This is a genomic window from Paraburkholderia sp. SOS3 (assembly GCF_001922345.1).
Taxonomy (GTDB): Bacteria; Pseudomonadota; Gammaproteobacteria; order Burkholderiales; family Burkholderiaceae; genus Paraburkholderia.
The window spans coordinates 3,911,926-3,928,832 of sequence record NZ_CP018811.1 but is presented as its reverse complement, the minus strand read 5'-3'; the positions used below and the strand labels follow the sequence as shown (position 1 = coordinate 3,928,832).

At 63.6% G+C, this 16,907-nt stretch carries 14 protein-coding genes and 1 pseudogene; 8 read left to right on the top strand and 7 right to left on the bottom strand.

The features are described from left to right. The first annotated feature begins 27 nt into the window (after positions 1–27). The 8 genes from hrcA (at position 28) to pabB (ending at position 10,018) form a co-directional block, all read left to right on the top strand. On the top strand, positions 28–1,062 hold the full coding sequence (gene hrcA / locus BTO02_RS17485; protein WP_075158084.1) for a heat-inducible transcriptional repressor HrcA: 1,035 nt from the start codon (positions 28–30) through the stop codon (positions 1,060–1,062). Positions 1,063–1,254: 192 nt separating this feature from the next. Then, positions 1,255–2,325 (top strand): ferrochelatase, encoded by a 1,071-nt coding sequence (gene hemH / locus BTO02_RS17480; protein ID WP_075158083.1) that lies wholly within the window; start codon positions 1,255–1,257, stop codon positions 2,323–2,325. A 130-nt stretch (positions 2,326–2,455) separates the two neighbouring features. Next, positions 2,456–2,863 carry an RNA-binding S4 domain-containing protein gene (locus BTO02_RS17475; protein ID WP_075158082.1) on the top strand — a complete coding sequence of 136 codons (408 nt, stop codon included), beginning with the start codon at positions 2,456–2,458 and terminating at the stop codon, positions 2,861–2,863. Positions 2,864–3,394: 531 nt separating this feature from the next. Continuing rightward, complete coding sequence (gene grpE, locus BTO02_RS17470; protein ID WP_075158081.1) at positions 3,395–3,976, top strand: nucleotide exchange factor GrpE; 582 nt, start codon at positions 3,395–3,397, stop codon at positions 3,974–3,976. An 87-nt stretch (positions 3,977–4,063) separates the two neighbouring features. Then, complete coding sequence (locus BTO02_RS17465) at positions 4,064–4,510, top strand: thioredoxin family protein (protein WP_075158080.1); 447 nt, start codon at positions 4,064–4,066, stop codon at positions 4,508–4,510. Positions 4,511–4,642: 132 nt separating this feature from the next. Beyond that, positions 4,643–6,589, top strand: coding sequence for a molecular chaperone DnaK (gene dnaK, locus BTO02_RS17460; protein ID WP_075158079.1), 1,947 nt, complete (start codon positions 4,643–4,645; stop codon positions 6,587–6,589). Positions 6,590–6,925: 336 nt separating this feature from the next. Then, positions 6,926–8,062, top strand: a complete 1,137-nt coding sequence (gene dnaJ / locus BTO02_RS17455) for a molecular chaperone DnaJ (RefSeq protein ID WP_075158078.1) — start codon at positions 6,926–6,928, stop codon at positions 8,060–8,062. A gap of 36 nt (positions 8,063–8,098) precedes the next feature. Further along, positions 8,099–10,018, top strand: coding sequence for an aminodeoxychorismate synthase component I (gene pabB, locus BTO02_RS17450; RefSeq protein ID WP_075158974.1), 1,920 nt, complete (start codon positions 8,099–8,101; stop codon positions 10,016–10,018). 67 nt (positions 10,019–10,085) lie between these two features. Here the strand turns inward: pabB and panB are convergent, their stop codons facing one another. The 7 genes and pseudogenes from panB to BTO02_RS17415 all read right to left on the bottom strand — a co-directional run bounded on the left by panB (position 10,086) and on the right by BTO02_RS17415 (position 16,870). Continuing rightward, complete coding sequence (gene panB, locus BTO02_RS17445) at positions 10,086–10,901, bottom strand: 3-methyl-2-oxobutanoate hydroxymethyltransferase (RefSeq protein WP_075158077.1); 816 nt, start codon at positions 10,899–10,901, stop codon at positions 10,086–10,088. 50 nt (positions 10,902–10,951) lie between these two features. Next, complete coding sequence (locus BTO02_RS17440) at positions 10,952–11,647, bottom strand: deoxynucleoside kinase (protein WP_075158076.1); 696 nt, start codon at positions 11,645–11,647, stop codon at positions 10,952–10,954. Continuing rightward, positions 11,644–12,210: a 2-amino-4-hydroxy-6-hydroxymethyldihydropteridine diphosphokinase gene (gene folK, locus BTO02_RS17435; protein ID WP_075158075.1), complete on the bottom strand. Its 567-nt coding sequence runs from the start codon at positions 12,208–12,210 to the stop codon at positions 11,644–11,646. Before folK ends, BTO02_RS17440 begins: the two co-directional genes overlap by 4 nt. A gap of 48 nt (positions 12,211–12,258) precedes the next feature. Further along, positions 12,259–13,983: a polynucleotide adenylyltransferase PcnB gene (gene pcnB / locus BTO02_RS17430; protein WP_075158074.1), complete on the bottom strand. Its 1,725-nt coding sequence runs from the start codon at positions 13,981–13,983 to the stop codon at positions 12,259–12,261. Continuing rightward, positions 13,980–14,666 carry an HAD family hydrolase gene (locus tag BTO02_RS17425; protein WP_075158073.1) on the bottom strand — a complete coding sequence of 229 codons (687 nt, stop codon included), beginning with the start codon at positions 14,664–14,666 and terminating at the stop codon, positions 13,980–13,982. The genes pcnB and BTO02_RS17425 overlap by 4 nt, the downstream gene beginning before the upstream one ends. Positions 14,667–14,868: 202 nt before the next feature. Beyond that, a pseudogene (hda, locus tag BTO02_RS17420) lies at positions 14,869–15,555 on the bottom strand (DnaA regulatory inactivator Hda); the annotation flags it as partial. Positions 15,556–15,793: 238 nt separating this feature from the next. Beyond that, entirely contained in the window at positions 15,794–16,870 is a 1,077-nt protein-coding gene (locus tag BTO02_RS17415; RefSeq protein ID WP_075158072.1) for an AI-2E family transporter, read from the bottom strand. Positions 16,871–16,907: the final 37 nt, after the last annotated feature.

The following is a 16,907-nucleotide window of genomic DNA, read 5'->3' as shown; positions in this document are numbered from 1 at the left end:
GTCGTCATTGAGCTAAAATTTTTCGCCATGTTAGATCCTCGCGCACAAACCCTCCTCAAAACGCTGATCGAGCGGTATATCGCCGAAGGTCAGCCGGTAGGCTCGCGCACGTTGTCGCGGTTCTCCGGGCTCGAGCTGAGCCCGGCCACCATCCGCAACGTGATGTCCGACCTCGAGGAGCTCGGTCTCGTGATCAGCCCGCATACGTCGGCTGGACGCATTCCGACACCGCGCGGTTACCGGCTTTTCGTCGACACGATGCTGACCGTCGAGTCGGTTGCCGACGAAGAGGCTGTGACACGGGCTGTCAAAAAGACGCTGCAGCCCGACACGCTGCAGGCCGGCGAGCCGCAAAAAATCGTCGCGGCCGCGGCGAGCGTGCTGTCCAACCTTTCCCAGTTCGCCGGCGTCGTGCTGACGCCGCGGCGCAGCCATGTATTCAAGCAGATCGAATTCATGCGTTTGTCCGACAAGCGCATCCTGCTCATCATCGTGACGCCTGAAGGCGACGTGCAGAACCGCATGATGGCGACGCAGCGCGACTATTCGCCGGCCGAACTCATCGAAGCCTCGAACTACATCAACGCGCATTTCGCCGGGCTGTCGTTCGACGAAGTGCGCCGCCGGCTGCGCGAAGAGATCGACCAGCTGCGCGGCGACATGACGACGCTGATGCATGCCGCCGTCACGGCGAGCACCGACGAAACCGATACGGGCGAAACCGTATTGATTTCGGGTGAACGCAAACTGCTCGAAGTGGCCGACCTTTCGTCGGACATGGCGCGGCTGCGCAAGCTGTTCGATGTGTTCGACCAAAAAACGAGCCTCCTTCAGTTGCTCGACGTATCGAGCCACGCGCAAGGCGTGCAGATTTTCATCGGCGGAGAGTCGAATCTCGTGCCGATCGAGGAAATGAGCGTCGTGACTGCGCCGTACGAAGTGAACGGCACGATCGTCGGTACGCTCGGCGTAATCGGGCCGACCCGCATGGCATATAACCGTGTGATCCCGATTGTCGATATCACTGCGCGCCTGCTTTCGTTGACGTTGAGCCAGCAGTAGAGCAGCAGGCGCGTGGCTGTGCGGCGTGCCGCACATTTCCATGCATGTGCCTGCCTTCATGATGCTGCGTTGTGCGGTGCCTGCCAATCTGCCGAATGGCTAGCTTTCGGTCATGAAACGCGCCGCTATAATGGCCTTCACCTGAAACACTTGCCGTTCGCCCCGCAGCCCTTTGCCTTTAATCCGTTATCTATGCACTTCGATCTCGAGCGGCCTCTGCAGTCTGCTGTCGCACACCGCGTCGCGGTCCTGCTGATCAACCTTGGCACGCCCGATGCGCCGACCACGGGCGCGGTGCGGCGCTATCTCGCTCAGTTCCTGTCCGATCCGCGCGTGGTCGAGATTCCGGCGGCGCTGTGGCAAATCATTCTCCGCACGGTGATTCTGCCGTTTCGCAGCCCGGCATCGGCGAAGAAGTATGCAGCGGTATGGATGCCCGAAGGGTCGCCGCTCAGGGTCTACACCGAGAAACAGGTGGAAGGCCTGCGCCAGTTGCTGCACGCGAACGACTACGCGGTGATCGTCGACTATGCGATGCGCTACGGCACGCCCGACATCCCGGCCATGCTGAATCAGCTGAAGCTGGCTGGCGCCGAGCGGGTGCTGCTGATGCCGATGTATCCGCAGTACTCGTCGTCGACTACCGCCACCGCGTTCGACGCCGCGTTCGGCGCGTTGAAACGGATGCGCAATCAGCTCGAGATCCGCACGGTGCGCCACTACGCCGATCATCCCGCGTATATCGCCGCGCTGGCCGCGCAAGTGAAGCATTACTGGCATGCGCACGGACGTCCGGATTTCGCGTCGGGGGACAAGCTGGTGTTGAGTTTTCACGGCGTGCCCAAACGTACGCTGGACCTTGGCGACCCGTACCACGAGCAATGTCAGCAAACGGCGTCGCTGCTCATGCATGCGCTGGAACTGACGCCGGTCGAGTGCCGGGTCACGTTTCAGTCGCGCTTCGGCAAGGCTGAATGGCTTCAGCCTTATACCGCTCCGACGGCCAAAGAACTCGGTGCGGCCGGGGTGCGTCGTATCGATGTGTTTTGCCCTGGATTTACCGCCGACTGCCTCGAGACGATCGAGGAGATCGGCATGGAAGTGCGCGACGAATTCGTGCATGCGGGCGGCAAGGAGTTTCACCGCATTGCCTGCCTGAATGCCTCGCCCGCCTGGATCGCCGCGCTTGGCGAAATTGTCGCGCAGCATTTGCAGGGATGGCCGGTGCAGGAGAGTGCGCGGCAAGCAGCGGTGGCGTCGTAAGCGAAGTCTGCTGGCGCTGGCACTGGCGTCGTGCAGCGGGCATGCTGTCTGCGCCCGTCATCGGGTAACGTGCTTCTGCTCCGGCACACGCGACACGTCAAAACGCATGAGGCGTTCGAACGACAGATAGATGAACTACAAGATTTCGACTGAACCCGGCGCGCGATTGCGCATCGATAAATGGTTGTGGGCGGCGCGCTTCTTCAAGACGCGTTCGCTCGCGGCGGACGCGGTCGAGAAGGGCCGGGTGCGCATCGGCGGTGCGAGCGTCAAACCCTCGAAGGACGTGCGCGTGGGCGATCTCGTTGAAATCGAAATCGAGCGGATCGTCTGGCAGGTGCAGGTGTTGGGCGTGTGCGAGGTGCGCGGGCCGGCCCCGGTCGCTCAGTCGCTTTACGCAGAAACGGACGAAGGCCGGACGAAGCGGCAGGCGGAACTCGAACGGCGCAAGCACTTTCGGGAGCCGACGGCCGCGTTGCACGGCCGGCCGACGAAGCGCGACCGGCGCGTTATCGACAAATTTTCAGGTGGGGATTGAACAGCGACTCCATCGTTGCGTGCACACCGCCGTATTCTGTGGTGTGGTCGTTGACGGCGCCGGACATGCAGATGGTCGTGGTTCCCGCGATGAGCACCAAGGCGACCACCGATATTGCGAAGGTCAGTTTCACGGTACTCCCCCAGGAGATGCCAAACGGGAAACAGGCGGTTCACGGTGGTATGCGATACGTCAGATTAGGGTAAACATGCCTTTTCCGACGTTCTCAACGAGTTTAGGTCACTCGCGGATTGCGCTCAATCTCAATATGATGACGGACGAGTCACGGTTGTAACGGCGAGTTTCTGCGATCGTTTTTTGCCCCGCTGCGGTGCAAAAAGGGCTGCAGAGCCGCTTGAAACCGGCCGTGTGCAACCTCATCTTGGGTGCTGTCGAGCCGCTATGTGTGTTGTGAATTTGCAACGCTTTGCGCGCATGGGAACCGCCTGGTCAAAGCGGACCACGCGCGCGAAGCGCGAGCGACATGCAGGCCGTTTTAATAGTTTTAATTCTTTATCGACTTTCAGCGACATGGAAAACACGCAAGAGAAACCGACGAGCCAGAATCCCACGCCCGCCGACGACGTCGCGCGCCAGGCCGCCAATGCCGCGGGGCAGCAGCCCGCAGGCGCAGCCAGTGCGGCCGATACGCAGGCTTCGAGCGCGGAAGCCGCACTCGCCGAAGCGCAGGCGAAGGTTGCCGAGTTGCAGGAAAGCTTCCTGCGCGCGAAGGCCGAGACCGAAAACGTGCGTCGCCGTGCGCAGGAAGACGTCTCGAAGGCGCACAAATTCGCGATCGAAAATTTCGCCGAGCACCTGCTGCCGGTCATCGATAGCCTCGAAGCTGCCGTCGCACACTCGTCGGACGACCTCGCGAAGGTGCGTGAAGGCGTCGAACTGACGTTGCGCCAGCTGACCGGGGCGCTAGAAAAAGGACGCGTCGTCGCAATCAATCCGATCGGCGAGAAGTTCGACCCGCATCGCCATCAGGCCATCTCGATGGTGCCGGCCGAGCAGGAAGCGAATACGGTCGTCGCCGTGCTGCAGAAGGGCTACGTGATTAACGACCGGGTGCTGCGCCCGGCGCTTGTCACGGTCGCGGCGCCGAAATAAGCGCGGCGCATTCCGTCCGGCATTCGGCGCGGGGTTTGACGCGGCGTTTGGTGTGTAACGCATTCGAAGTTTCTTGCATTTCGGTTTATGGCCCGTATCTCTGTCGATCCATCCGCCTTCGCCGCTTTCGGTATGCAGGAACTGACCGCCGATACGTTCGACGCCGGCCTTCAGTCGGCCGGTGACGAACTGGCGGTTGTGTTTTTCTGGGGCTTCGATTGCTTCAACTGCGAGATCGCCAAGAAGGCGATGCTCGCGAAGCCTGACGAGATCCGCGCGCTCGGGCTGCGCTGGTTTCACAGCAATGTGTACGAGCATCGCGAGTTGGGCCGCCGGTTCCTGCTCCATGGGGTGCCCACGTGGTTTTTCTTCCATCGGGGCAAGCGTCTGGGCCGGGCGACCGGCTGGCACGGCATCGCCCAGTTCGAAGCCGCCGTGGCGGCTGCTCGTGAGAAAATCCGCGCCGCCGAACAGGCCAACCTCGAAGGCGACAGCAGAGGCAACGGCGCGGCCGCGGCGATTGGAAAAAATTAAAGACCGCATCGTATTCAGGGTCTTGAAAACGCCGCCAGCGCACTTATGTTGGGTGCAGGTATGAATTGAGGGGCGGGACGACCGGTAGAGAACGGCGTTCCCGCAGCGATCAAAGTCAGGAGATTAGTAAAAATGGGCAAGATTATCGGTATCGACCTCGGCACCACGAACTCGTGCGTGGCGCTGATGGAAGGCAATCAGGTCAAGGTGATCGAGAACTCGGAAGGCGCTCGTACGACGCCGTCGATCATCGCGTACATGGACGACAACGAAGTGCTCGTCGGCGCGCCTGCGAAACGCCAGTCGGTTACCAACCCGAAGAACACGCTGTTCGCGGTCAAGCGTCTGATCGGTCGCCGCTTCGAAGAGAAGGAAGTCCAGAAGGACATCGGCCTGATGCCGTACAAGATCGTCAAGGCTGAAAACGGCGATGCATGGGTCGAGGCGCACGGCCAGAAGCTCGCGCCGCCGCAAATCTCGGCGGAAGTGCTGCGCAAGATGAAGAAGACCGCCGAAGACTATCTCGGCGAACCGGTTACCGAGGCGGTGATCACCGTTCCGGCCTACTTCAACGACAGCCAGCGTCAGGCGACCAAGGACGCGGGCCGCATTGCCGGCCTCGAAGTGAAGCGGATCATCAACGAGCCGACCGCTGCTGCGCTCGCGTTTGGTCTCGACAAGGCCGAAAAGGGCGACCGCAAGATCGCGGTGTTCGACCTCGGTGGCGGCACGTTCGATATTTCGATCATCGAAATTGCGGATGTGGACGGCGAAATGCAGTTCGAAGTGCTGTCGACGAACGGCGACACGTTCCTTGGCGGTGAAGACTTCGACCAGCGCATCATCGATTACATCATCGGCGAGTTCAAGAAGGAGCAAGGCGTCGACCTGTCGAAGGACGTGCTCGCGCTGCAGCGCCTGAAGGAAGCTGCTGAAAAAGCGAAGATCGAACTGTCGTCGACGCAGCAGACCGACATCAATCTGCCGTACATTACGGCGGACGCGTCGGGTCCGAAGCACCTGAATCTCAAGTTCACGCGCGCAAAGCTCGAAGCGCTCGTCGAAGAGCTGATCGATCGCACGATCGAACCGTGCCGCACGGCAATCAAGGATGCGGGCGTGAAGGTCGGCGAGATCGACGACGTGATCCTCGTCGGCGGTATGACGCGCATGCCGAAGGTGCAGGAAAAGGTGAAGGAGTTCTTCGGCAAGGATCCGCGCCGCGACGTGAACCCGGACGAAGCAGTGGCAGTCGGCGCTGCGATTCAGGGCCAGGTGCTGTCGGGCGACCGCAAGGACGTGCTGCTGCTCGACGTGACCCCGCTGTCGCTTGGTATCGAAACGCTCGGCGGCGTGATGACGAAGATGATCAACAAGAACACCACGATCCCGACGAAGCACGCGCAAGTGTATTCGACGGCCGACGACAACCAGTCGGCGGTGACGATCAAGGTGTTCCAGGGCGAGCGCGAAATGGCGGCGGGCAACAAGCTGCTCGGCGAGTTCAACCTGGAAGGTATTCCGCCGGCACCGCGCGGCGTGCCGCAGATCGAGGTGAGCTTCGATATCGACGCGAACGGCATTCTGCACGTCGGCGCGAAGGACAAGGCGACCGGCAAGGAAAACCGCATCACGATCAAGGCGAACTCGGGTCTCTCCGAAGCCGAGATCGAGAAGATGGTGAAGGACGCGGAAGCGAACGCCGAGGAAGATCACAAGCTGCGTGAGCTGGCCGATGCCCGCAACCAGGGCGACGCGCTGGTCCACAGCACGAAGAAGGCGCTCACCGAGTACGGCGACAAGCTCGACGCCGGTGAGAAGGAAAAGATCGAAGCGGCGTTGAAGGACCTCGAAGACACGCTGAAGAGCGGCTCGGCTGACAAGGCGGAGATCGACGCGAAGATCGAGACCGTTGCGACCGCATCGCAGAAGCTCGGCGAAAAGATGTATGCCGACATGCAGGCGGCGCAGGGCGCGGCCGGCGCGGCAGCGGGAGCTGCGGCTTCCGACAGTGCGCCGGGCGCAGAGAAGGCCGACGATGTCGTCGATGCGGACTTCAAGGAAGTGAAGAAGGACTAAGCCGGGGGTGCCGTCCGACCCGAACCGCGCGTGATTCGACCACGCGCGGCCCGGCTGGAAGACCTGCGGTCAACCCTGTGGATCGAAACCTTGGGTCAGACGCCCGGTTAAACCTTGGCGCAGGCCCTGGATTAGAACCTCGGGTCAAAACCTGGAACGGAAGCCGCACGGAAAACGCGCCTGGCGAGCCTTTTTGGCTCTCCGGGCACATTTGTTTTATGGCAGGCATGGCTTCGCATCGGTAGACAGCCGCGAAGCCAGCGCCGGACGAGTCGCTAGACTCCAGCATTCATGAGGAGCCGCCGCGTTGCAGTGCGCGGAGGGCGTTGAACCGATATGGCGAAACGGGATTACTACGAGGTTCTGGGCGTCGCGAAGAACGCAAGCGACGACGAAATCAAGAAGGCTTATCGCAAACTCGCGATGAAGTATCACCCCGACCGCAATCCGGGCAACAAGGATGCGGAAGAGCATTTCAAGGAAGCCAAAGAGGCCTATGAAATGCTGTCGGACGCGCAGAAACGCGGTGCGTACGACCAATACGGTCACGCAGGCGTCGATCCGAACATGGGTGCGGCGGGCGCACAAGGCTTCGGCGGTTTTGCCGACGCGTTCGGCGATATCTTCGGCGACATCTTCGGCCAGGCGGCCGGCGGCGGTGGCCGCGGCGGACGTGCCGGTCCGCAGGTGTATCGCGGCGCGGACCTGCGCTACAGCATGGAAATCACGCTCGAGCAGGCTGCGCACGGCTACGACACGCAAATTCGCGTGCCGAGCTGGGTATCGTGCGAGGTCTGCCACGGATCGGGCGCGAAGCCCGGCACGAAGCCGGAAACGTGCCCAACCTGCAGCGGCTCGGGCACCGTGCGGATGTCGCAAGGCTTCTTCAGCATCCAGCAGACGTGTCCGAAGTGCCACGGCACCGGCACGTACATTCCCGAGCCTTGCACGCACTGCCACGGCGCGGGCAAGACGAAGGAAACCAAGACGCTCGAAGTGAAGATCCCTGCCGGCATCGACGACGGCATGCGCATCCGTTCGGCCGGCAATGGCGAGCCGGGCATCAATGGCGGTCCGTCGGGCGATCTGTATGTCGAGATCCACATCAAGCCGCACTCGGTTTTCGAGCGCGACGGCGACGATCTGCATTGCCAGATGCCGATCCCGTTCACGACGGCGGCGCTCGGCGGCGAGATCGAAGTGCCGACGCTGGCCGGCCGTGCGAGCTTCACGGTTTCGGAGGGCACGCAGTCAGGTAAAACCTTCCGTCTGCGCGGCAAGGGTATCAAGGGCTTGCGCTCGAGCATCGCAGGCGACCTGTATGTGCACGTACAAGTCGAGACGCCGGTCAAGCTTACCGACACGCAGCGCGATCTGTTGCAGCAGTTCGAGAAGTCGCTTGTCGAAGGCGGAGCGCGACATAGTCCGCAAAGCAAGAGCTGGTTTGATCGGGTCAAGAGCTTTTTCGATTAAATTTCGAATTAGTGCAACTTGATGTCGGCGGTGCCCATGGCGGTTGATGACCCGCATGCCGTATATGCGCTGCTCGATGATTGCAACTCGACTGCGGTCCGCCGATCGAGTCGTCTGTACACGGGCTTTCGCCATGAGCGCGTATGTACCGACAGCGCGCAACTCGACGCCGTCTGCGAGGCGGCCGCCGACGATGCCCGCCGCGGTCTGCATGCGGTCGTGATCGCGGACTACGAATTCGGCCGCAACCTCGTCCTTACCAAAACGACGCAGCGCGTCGGGGCCCGCGCGGGTCCGCATTCGAAGACAACCGGCGCGCTGCGTTTCCTGTTGTTCGATCAGTGCGTGAAGCTCTCGCGCGACGAAGTCGACGCGTGGCTCGTGCAGCGCGACAGCGGCGCGGTCGAGCCGTCGGTGGCGGGCACGGGCGGCGTGCGCGCGAGCGTCGATTATCCCGAGTTCGAGCGCGCGATCGGCGCAATTCACGACGCGTTGCGCTCCGGCGATTCCTATCAGGTCAACTACACATACCGTCTCGCGTTCGACGTGTTCGGACCGCCTGCCGCGCTGTTCCGGCGACTGCGCGCGCGGCAGACGGTGCAGTACGGCGCGCTCATCGCGTTGCCGGAGCGCCGCTGGGTGCTCTCATGTTCGCCGGAGCTCTTCATCGAAAAGAAGAGCGGCGCGTTACGTGCGCGTCCGATGAAAGGCACCGCGCCGCGCTCGCGCGACCCGGACGCGGACCGTGCGGCCGCCGATTTTCTCGCGCACGATCCGAAGAACCGCGCCGAGAACGTCATGATCGTCGACCTGCTGCGCAACGATCTGTCGCGCGTCGCGGAGACCGGCTCGGTCAAGGTGCCGGCGCTGTTCTCGGTCGAGCCCTACGAATCGGTCTGGCAGATGACGTCGACGGTGACCGCGCTGCTGCGGCCTCGCACGTCGTTCGCCGATATCCTGCGCGCACTTTTTCCGTGCGGCTCGATCACCGGTGCGCCGAAACACCAGACCATGCAGCTGATCGACGTGCTCGAAAGTACGCCGCGCGGCCTGTACACCGGCGCGATCGGCTGGCTCGATGCGCCCGCGCAGCCGATGGCGCCGGCCACACAGCGCTGCGGCGATTTTTGCCTGTCGGTCGCGATTCGCACGCTGACGCTCGACCCGGTGCCGCGCGGCGTCAGCACCTACCACGGTACGCTCGGCATCGGCGCGGGTATCGTGCTCGATAGCGTCGCGGCCGACGAATATGCGGAGTGTCGATTGAAAGCGCGTTTCCTGACTGAAGCCGATCCCGGCTTCCAGCTGTTCGAAACGATGTACGCAACGCGCGAGGCGGGCGTGCGCCATATCGACCGTCATCTCGCCCGTATCGGCGCAAGCGCCGCGTGGCTCGGCTTCGCGTTCGACGAAGCGGCTGTCCGCGCGCGCATCGCCACGCACTGCGATGCGCTGCAGGCCGGCCAGCCGCACCGGATGCGGCTCGTGCTCGAGAAGGCCGGCGCGGTCGAACTGACGGTGGCGCCGCTGATGCCGCTCGCGGACGAAAGCGTTGGCGTGCTGCTCGGCCCCGCGCATGGTTTTGCGAATGTGCAGTCGGACGATCCGCTGCTGCGTCACAAGACCACGCGCCGCGCCGAATACGATCGCGGCTGGCGCGAGGCGGAAGTGAGGGACGCGTTCGATACGCTCTTCTTCAACGAACGCGGCGAATTGACCGAAGGCGGAAGGTCGAACGTATTCGTGAAGCTCGAAGGGAAGTGGTGGACGCCGCCGCTCGATTGCGGCGTGCTGCCGGGCGTGATGCGCGCGGTGTTGCTCGATGACGCGGACATCGCCGCCGCCGAGCGGGTGCTGACGCGCGACGATGTGATCAACGCCGAGGCGCTTCTGATCTGCAACGCGCTGCGGGGCGCACTGCCGGCGCGGATCGTCGGCGCAGACGACTGGTCGTGACCGCGAATGCACGTCGACCCGCACATCGACCCGCAACAAAGCCCGCGCGCTAACCGCGGGCGCTAGTTCAGAACGTGTGCTCCGCAGCCGGGAACAAGCCATCCTTCACTTCGCGCACGTACGCTTCGATCGCAGCGAGAATGCTCGAACTGCCTTGCATGAAATCCTTGACGAAGCGCGGCCGCTTGCCGGGGTAGATACCGAGCATGTCGTGCAGCACGAGCACCTGACCCGAACAGTCGAGGCCCGCGCCGATGCCGATCGTCGGAATTTTCAGCTGCTTCGTCACTTCGGCGGCGAGCCGCGCGGGAACCGCTTCGATCACCATCAGTTGCGCGCCGGCGTCCTGCAGCGCGCGCGCATCGCGCAACATCTGGCTTGCCGCTGCTTCGGTTTTGCCTTGCACCTTGAAGCCGCCGAACGCGTGCACCGATTGCGGCGTCAACCCGATGTGCGCACACACGGGCACCGCGCGATCGACAAGAAACCTCACGATGTCCGCCGCCCATTCGCCGCCTTCGAGCTTCACCATCTGCGCGCCCGCGCGCATCAGCGTGACCGCGTTCGCAAACGCGTCGGCGGCGGTGCCGTAAGTGCCGAACGGCAGGTCCGCGACGATCAGCGCGGACGGTCGCGCGCGCGCGACGCAGGCCGTGTGGTAAGCGACGTCTTCGAGCGCGACGGGTAGCGTGGTGGTCTGGCCTTGCAGCACGTTGCCGAGCGAATCGCCGATCAGCAGCGAATCGACACCCGCATGATCGAGCAGCGATGCGAAGCTCGCGTCATAGCAGGTCAGCATCGCGATCTTTTCGCCGGCCTCGCGCATTGCCTGAAGTTTCGGCACCGTGATCGCGTTGCGGCTCGTTTCCTGCAAATAGCTCATGGGGCAATCCGTTCGTTGAAGAGGGGACGCGGCAAACCGGGGCCGGCGCGTTATAGCGACGTGCCCTTGACGAAGAATTCCTTGCGGCCGCGCATCGTCTCGATGCGTTCGGCCAGCAGCGCAAGGTCGGCATTCGATTCGATCGGGTTCAGATGTTCGGCGTTGACCGTCAGCACCGGCGTGCGGTCGTAGTGATAGAAGAACTCGTTGTACGCGTCGCACAGTGCGCGCAGATAGGCGTCCGAGATCTGCAGTTCCATCGGCACCGCGCGTTTCTGGATGCGCGAAAACAGCACCTCGGGACTCGCCTGCAAATACACGACGAGATCGGGTGCGGGCCCGTCGGCTTCGAGCCGCGCGGCCAGCGCGCGATACAGCTGCCATTCGTCGTCCTTCAGCGTGAGGCGCGCAAAGATGCCGTTCTTCTGCGTGATGAAGTCGGTGATGAGCGGCGTGCCGGCCGCCTGCAGCGCGGCAATTTCCTGGATCTGCTGCGTGCGCTGCAGCGCAAAGCTCAACTGCGCGGGCAGCGCATAGCGCGCCGTATCGCGGTAGAAGCGTTCGAGAAACGGGTTGTCCTGCGGCCGTTCGAACAGCGTCTGCATCGACCATCGTTCGGCGAGGCGCGTCGCGAGCGATGTCTTGCCGACACCGATCGGCCCTTCGATCGCGAGGTATGCATAGGGCGCCCGCATGGCCGGCGCGGTCACCGTGAGCGGCGCGAGCGCGAGCGGCGATGCGGTCATGAGCAGCCGCCCTTGCCCGGTTCGCCCGCATCCTTGCCGGCCGCTTTGTTACCGCTCAGCGCGGCCAGCGAGGGGCACAAACACGCGGCCTTCACCTTCTCGATACGTTGCGCTGCGACCGCTTCGAGGAAATCGTGCGCGCGGCCGCGTTGCGGAATGATCAGCGACGGCTCGATTTCGACGAGCGGCACGAGCGCGAACGCGCGCTCGGTGAGCCGCGGATGCGGCACGGTCAGATCCGGTTCGTCGATGCAATGCTCGCCATACAGCAGGATGTCGAGATCGAGCGTGCGCGGCGCGTTGCGATACGGCCGTTCGCGGCCGAAGTGGGTTTCGATCTTGTGACAAAGCGCGAGCAGATGCCGTACCGGCAACGCCGTCTCGAGCTTCACGGCGAGGTTGAAATAGTCATCGCCGCCCGCGTCGATGGGGGCAGTGCGATACAGGCTGGACTTCGCGAGCACGGTGATCGCGTGCTGCTGTGCGAGGCACACCACCGCGTCTTTCAGGGTCTGGCGCGCATCCCCGAGGTTTGCGCCAAGGCCGAGATAGGCAACCGTCATGGCATCACTTCCTACGACTTTCGTTCGACGGCTTCCGCCGGAACCGCGTCAGTCTTCGTGTGTGCCGTTCGGGCTCACATCCTTGACTTCGCCGTTGCCTGCGGGCGTGCCGCCCTCCATACCGTCGCCCGCCTTGCGGTTTCTGGCGCCACCTCCGCGCCGCCGTCGTTTTCTGGGCGTCCGGTCCTTCCCGCCTTGCGTGAGCAATGCTTCGCGCGCGGCAGCGTCTCCATTGATGAATTCAGTCCACCACGCAGCAACCGATTCGTCCAGTTCACCGGATTCGCTGCGCAGCAGGAGGAAATCATACCCCGCTCTAAATCTTTGGTGTTCGATCAGCTTCAGCGCACTGCGTCCGGAGCGCCGCTCGAGACGCATCTGCAGGCCCCAGATCTCGCGCATATCGGCCGAGAAGCGCTTGTGAATGGCAAGCTTTTCGGTCTGCATGTCGAGCACGTCGTCCATCGCGCGATGCAGCGCCGGCACGGGAAATTCGCCGTTCGCTTCGTACTGCTGCCAGCGCTGCTGCACGTCGTGCCACAACAGCGTGGCGAACAGGAAGCCCGGCGACACCGGCTTGCCCGCCATCACGCGCGCATCGGTCTTGTTCAGCGCGAGCGTGATGAAGCGCTCGCCGTGCGGCTGTTCGAGCACGACATCGAGCAGCGGCAGCAGACCATGATGCAACCCTTCCTTGCGCAGCCGCTGCAGGCATGCGAGCGCATGTCCCGACAGCAGCAGCTTCAGCATTTCGTCGAAGAGACGCGCCGCAGGTACATTGTTGACCAGATCCGCGAGCGAGGTGATCGGCGCGCGCGTCGCATCGTCGATCTCGAAGCCGAGCTTGGCCGCGAAGCGCACGACGCGCAGCATTCGCACCGGGTCTTCGCGATAGCGCGTCGCCGGGTCGCCGATCATCCGCAGCAGGCGCGCGCGCACGTCGGCCATGCCGTTGTGGTAATCGAGCACCGTCTGCGTCGCGGGGTCGTAATACATTGCGTTGATCGTGAAATCGCGGCGCGTCGCGTCTTCGTGCTGCTCACCCCACACATTGTCGCGCAGCACGCGTCCGCTCGCATCGACCGCATGCGTGCGGCGATCGAGCTCGTCGCGCCTCAGGCGTCGCGGCGGCGTGGCGGGCGCGCCTGCAGCGGACTGTGCCGCATCGGCAGACTCAGGCGCCGCGGCGGCGGCCGGCGGATCGACCAATGCACGGAACGTCGATGTCTCGATGATTTCCTGGCCGAACTGCACATGCACGATCTGGAAACGCCGCCCGATGATGCGGGCGCGGCGAAACAGCCGCTGCACCTGTTCGGGCGTCGCGTCGGTCGCGACGTCGAAGTCTTTCGGTGCGATGCCGAGCAGCAGGTCGCGCACCGCGCCCCCGACGATAAACGCGCGAAAGCCCGCCTGCTGCAGGCCTTCGGTGACGCGGATGGCATTTCGGGAAATCAGCGCGGGGTCGATGCCGTGGACGTCCGACGCAATGATGACGGGCAGGTTCGGGTCGCGCGCGCTGTCGTCCTTGACGGCGGCGCCGGCGCTGGACGCGCGTGCGGGTTTGCGGCGCGAACGGGTCGAAGACGAGGTCGAAGCGGCAGAAGCGGCGGCAGAAGCGGCAGCGGGCGCGCCGCGCGGCGGCGGATTTTCGACGCGCTTCGCCGCCGCAGTGTCTTCTTCGTGCAGAGGGGCGGACGGGTCTTCGTCGGCGAGATTGTCGGCGTCTGCCCGGTCTTGTCCGAACAGCTTGCGAATGAGTTTTTTGATCACGTGGTCTGGAATAGTTCGAGGATGCGCCAGCCGTGCGTCTGCGCATACTCGCGCAGCGTGTCGTCCGGGTTGGTCGCGATCGGGTCGGTGACCTTTTCGAGCAGCGGGATGTCGTTATGCGAATCGCTGTAGAAGTAGCTGCGCTCGAAATCCGACCATGTTTTGCCGAGCGAGGCGAGCCATGCCTCGGTGCGCACGATCTTGCCTTCGCGGTAGCTCGGCGTGCCGGTCGGCCGTCCCGTATAGGCCGATGCCGGATGGCCGTCGATAGTTTCCACTTCGCACGCGATCAGCTTGTGGACGCCGAACATTTCGGCGATCGGCGCGGTGATGAACTCGTTCGTGGCGGTGACCATGCAGCACAGGTCGCCCGCGTCGCGATGCTCGCGCACGAGTTCGATCGCGGCCGGCACGATGGCCGGCTTGATGACCTCATGCATGTACTGGTCGTGCCACGCCTTCAGCTGTTCGCGCGAATATTTCGCAAGCGGCGTGAGCATGGCGACCAGATACGCGTGGATATCGAGCTTGCCGGCCTTGTAGTCGGCATAGAAGCGGTCGTTTTCGCGCGCGAAGTTCTCGGCGTCGACGATGCCGAGTTTCACCATGAAGCGTCCCCACTCGTGGTCGCTATCGGTGGGAATGAGCGTGTGATCGAGATCGAAAAGTGCAAGATTAGCCATGGGGGCCTATTTTACTTGAAGCGGCCTGATCGGATGGCTGAAACGGCGCGTCCGGAACGTGCGGGCCCGATGGGGCGGTATTCGCGGCGCCGGCCTTGCCGCCGCTTTCGCCGGCCGGGCTGCCGCTCGTCGCGTTGCCGCCGGCCGGATTGCCGCCGACGGCAACGGCGCCGGCGGCAGCAGAAGCGGGCGCGAGCCTCGAGTCGGGCGAGGCGAGCATGGTGCGCAACAGCGGCAGCGTCACCGCGCGCTTCTGTTCGAGCGAGAAGCGGTCGAGCGCATCGAGAAGCGCCATCAGGCTCGGCATATCGCGGCGAAAGTGCGTGAGCAGATAGGCGGGCACGTCGTCGGCGAGCGCGATGCCGCGCTCGTGCGCCGCGTGCTTCAACACCGCGGCCTTGCCTTCGTCGGACAGCGGCGCGAGATGGAACACGAGACCCCAGCCGAGGCGCGTGCGCAGGTCTTCGCGCACCGCAAGGCCGAGCGGCGCCGCGGCGCCGGTCGCGACGAGCGCGCTGGCCGGGTGCGCGCGCACTTCGTTGAACAGATTGAAGAGCGCGATCTGCTGCGCGGCCGATAGCGCATCGCAATCGTCGACCGCATAGAGCGTGACGCGCGCATCGAACGCGAACGCGTCGAGGCTGCTGTGCGGTCCCGCGTAGCGTACGTGGCCGGGCGCCGCTTCATGCGCGAGCGCCTGCAGCAGATGCGTGCGGCCGCTGCCCGTTTCACCCCACACATAGAACGTGCGGTCCGCGACGGGGCCCGCCGCCAGCGCGGCGTCGAGTCCGCGCAGGCGCGTGACCAGCTCGTCGTTCGCGCCGGCGAAGAAGTTGTCGAAGGTCGATGGCGGCGGTGTGCCGAGATCGAGCGTAAGTTGGCGCAGCACAGTATTCGATAGAAAGAAGGACAGTCAGTCCCGCGGCAACCCGCGCATCGCAATGCCCGACCGGTACGCGAGCTCGACGCAAACGCGGGTCAAGCGAGGGTCAAGCGAGGGTCACGCGTGCGTCGAACACGCGGGTCGAACACGGCGCAACACGACGCAAAACGCGCTAAAGGCACGCTACAGGCACGCCACAAGCACGGCTCCACGGCAATACAGCGGCGCACGTTAATCGCCGGCATCAATTCTTGTAAAGCGTGCTCGACAGATAGCTTTGCCGCAATTCGCGCCACGCGACGGACAGGATCGCGCTGACCGGCAGCGCGAGCAACACGCCGAAAAAGCCGAACAACTGACCGAACGCGAGCAACGCGAAAATCACGGCGAGCGGATGCAAGCCGATGCGTTCGCCGACGAGGCGCGGTGTCAGGATAAAACTTTCGAGAATCTGGCCCACGCCATACACGATGGCGACCGCGCCGATTCCATACCAGCTGCCGAACTGCAGCAGCGCGGCGACGAGCGCGAGGATCAGGCCCGTCGCGAAACCGATATAGGGAATAAATACCGCGAGACCGGTAAATATGCCGACCGGCAGCGCGATCTCGAACCCGGCGGCCCATAGCGCGACCGAATAATAAACCGCGAGCACGGCCATGACGAGCAACTGGCCGCGCAGGTATTGCGACAGCATCTGGTCCATGTCGTGCGACAGCTGCAGCGTCTTGCCGAGCCAGCGGCGCGGAATGAAGTGCGTGATGCGGCGCGTCATCGCGTTCCAGTCGTAGAGCAGGTAGAACAGCACGAGCGGCACCATGACGAGGTTGCCGACGACGTCGAGCATCAGGTTGCTGCTCGTGCGGATCGACGTCCATGCGTAGATCACGACAGTCTGCGCGCTGCCTTCGAGCTGGTTCGTGACGAGATCGCGAATGCTCGCGAAGTCGAGCGAATCGGCGAGGCCGAGGAACTCGAGCTTCGGCTGCAGCCACTGGTGGAGGTGCGAAATCATGACGGGCACCTGCTGGCGCAACTGCGGCACTTCCTTCTGCACGACGACGAGTATCAGCAGCCCGAGCCCCGTCACCAGCATCGTGAAGAACAGCATCATGAGCAACGCGGCGAGGCCCTTCGGCACGCGGCGGCGTCTGAGCCACGAGACGCCCGGATGCAGGATGTAAGCGAGGATCGCGCCGAGCAGAAACGGTGTGAGCACCGGGCTCAATAGCCACAGAAGAATGCCGGTGACGAGCGCGATGGCGAACCAGATCATCGCGCGCCGCTGATACGGCGTAAAAATCGGAGCGTTCTGCTGCAAGATAAACTTTTCCTCGTCTTCCTGGGTGGGCTTTCCC

Bases quoted from the DNA above. Each gene is read 5' to 3' on its own strand.
- hrcA (WP_075158084.1), top strand. From the start codon at position 28: ATGTTAGATCCTCGCGCACAAACCCTCCTCAAAACGCTGATCGAGCGG.
- hemH (WP_075158083.1), top strand. From the start codon at position 1,255: ATGCACTTCGATCTCGAGCGGCCTCTGCAGTCTGCTGTCGCACACCGC.
- BTO02_RS17475 (WP_075158082.1), top strand. From the start codon at position 2,456: ATGAACTACAAGATTTCGACTGAACCCGGCGCGCGATTGCGCATCGAT.
- grpE (WP_075158081.1), top strand. From the start codon at position 3,395: ATGGAAAACACGCAAGAGAAACCGACGAGCCAGAATCCCACGCCCGCC.
- BTO02_RS17465 (WP_075158080.1), top strand. From the start codon at position 4,064: ATGGCCCGTATCTCTGTCGATCCATCCGCCTTCGCCGCTTTCGGTATG.
- dnaK (WP_075158079.1), top strand. From the start codon at position 4,643: ATGGGCAAGATTATCGGTATCGACCTCGGCACCACGAACTCGTGCGTG.
- dnaJ (WP_075158078.1), top strand. From the start codon at position 6,926: ATGGCGAAACGGGATTACTACGAGGTTCTGGGCGTCGCGAAGAACGCA.
- pabB (WP_075158974.1), top strand. From the start codon at position 8,099: ATGGCGGTTGATGACCCGCATGCCGTATATGCGCTGCTCGATGATTGC.
- panB (WP_075158077.1), bottom strand. From the start codon at position 10,901: ATGAGCTATTTGCAGGAAACGAGCCGCAACGCGATCACGGTGCCGAAA.
- BTO02_RS17440 (WP_075158076.1), bottom strand. From the start codon at position 11,647: ATGACCGCATCGCCGCTCGCGCTCGCGCCGCTCACGGTGACCGCGCCG.
- folK (WP_075158075.1), bottom strand. From the start codon at position 12,210: ATGACGGTTGCCTATCTCGGCCTTGGCGCAAACCTCGGGGATGCGCGC.
- BTO02_RS17425 (WP_075158073.1), bottom strand. From the start codon at position 14,666: ATGGCTAATCTTGCACTTTTCGATCTCGATCACACGCTCATTCCCACC.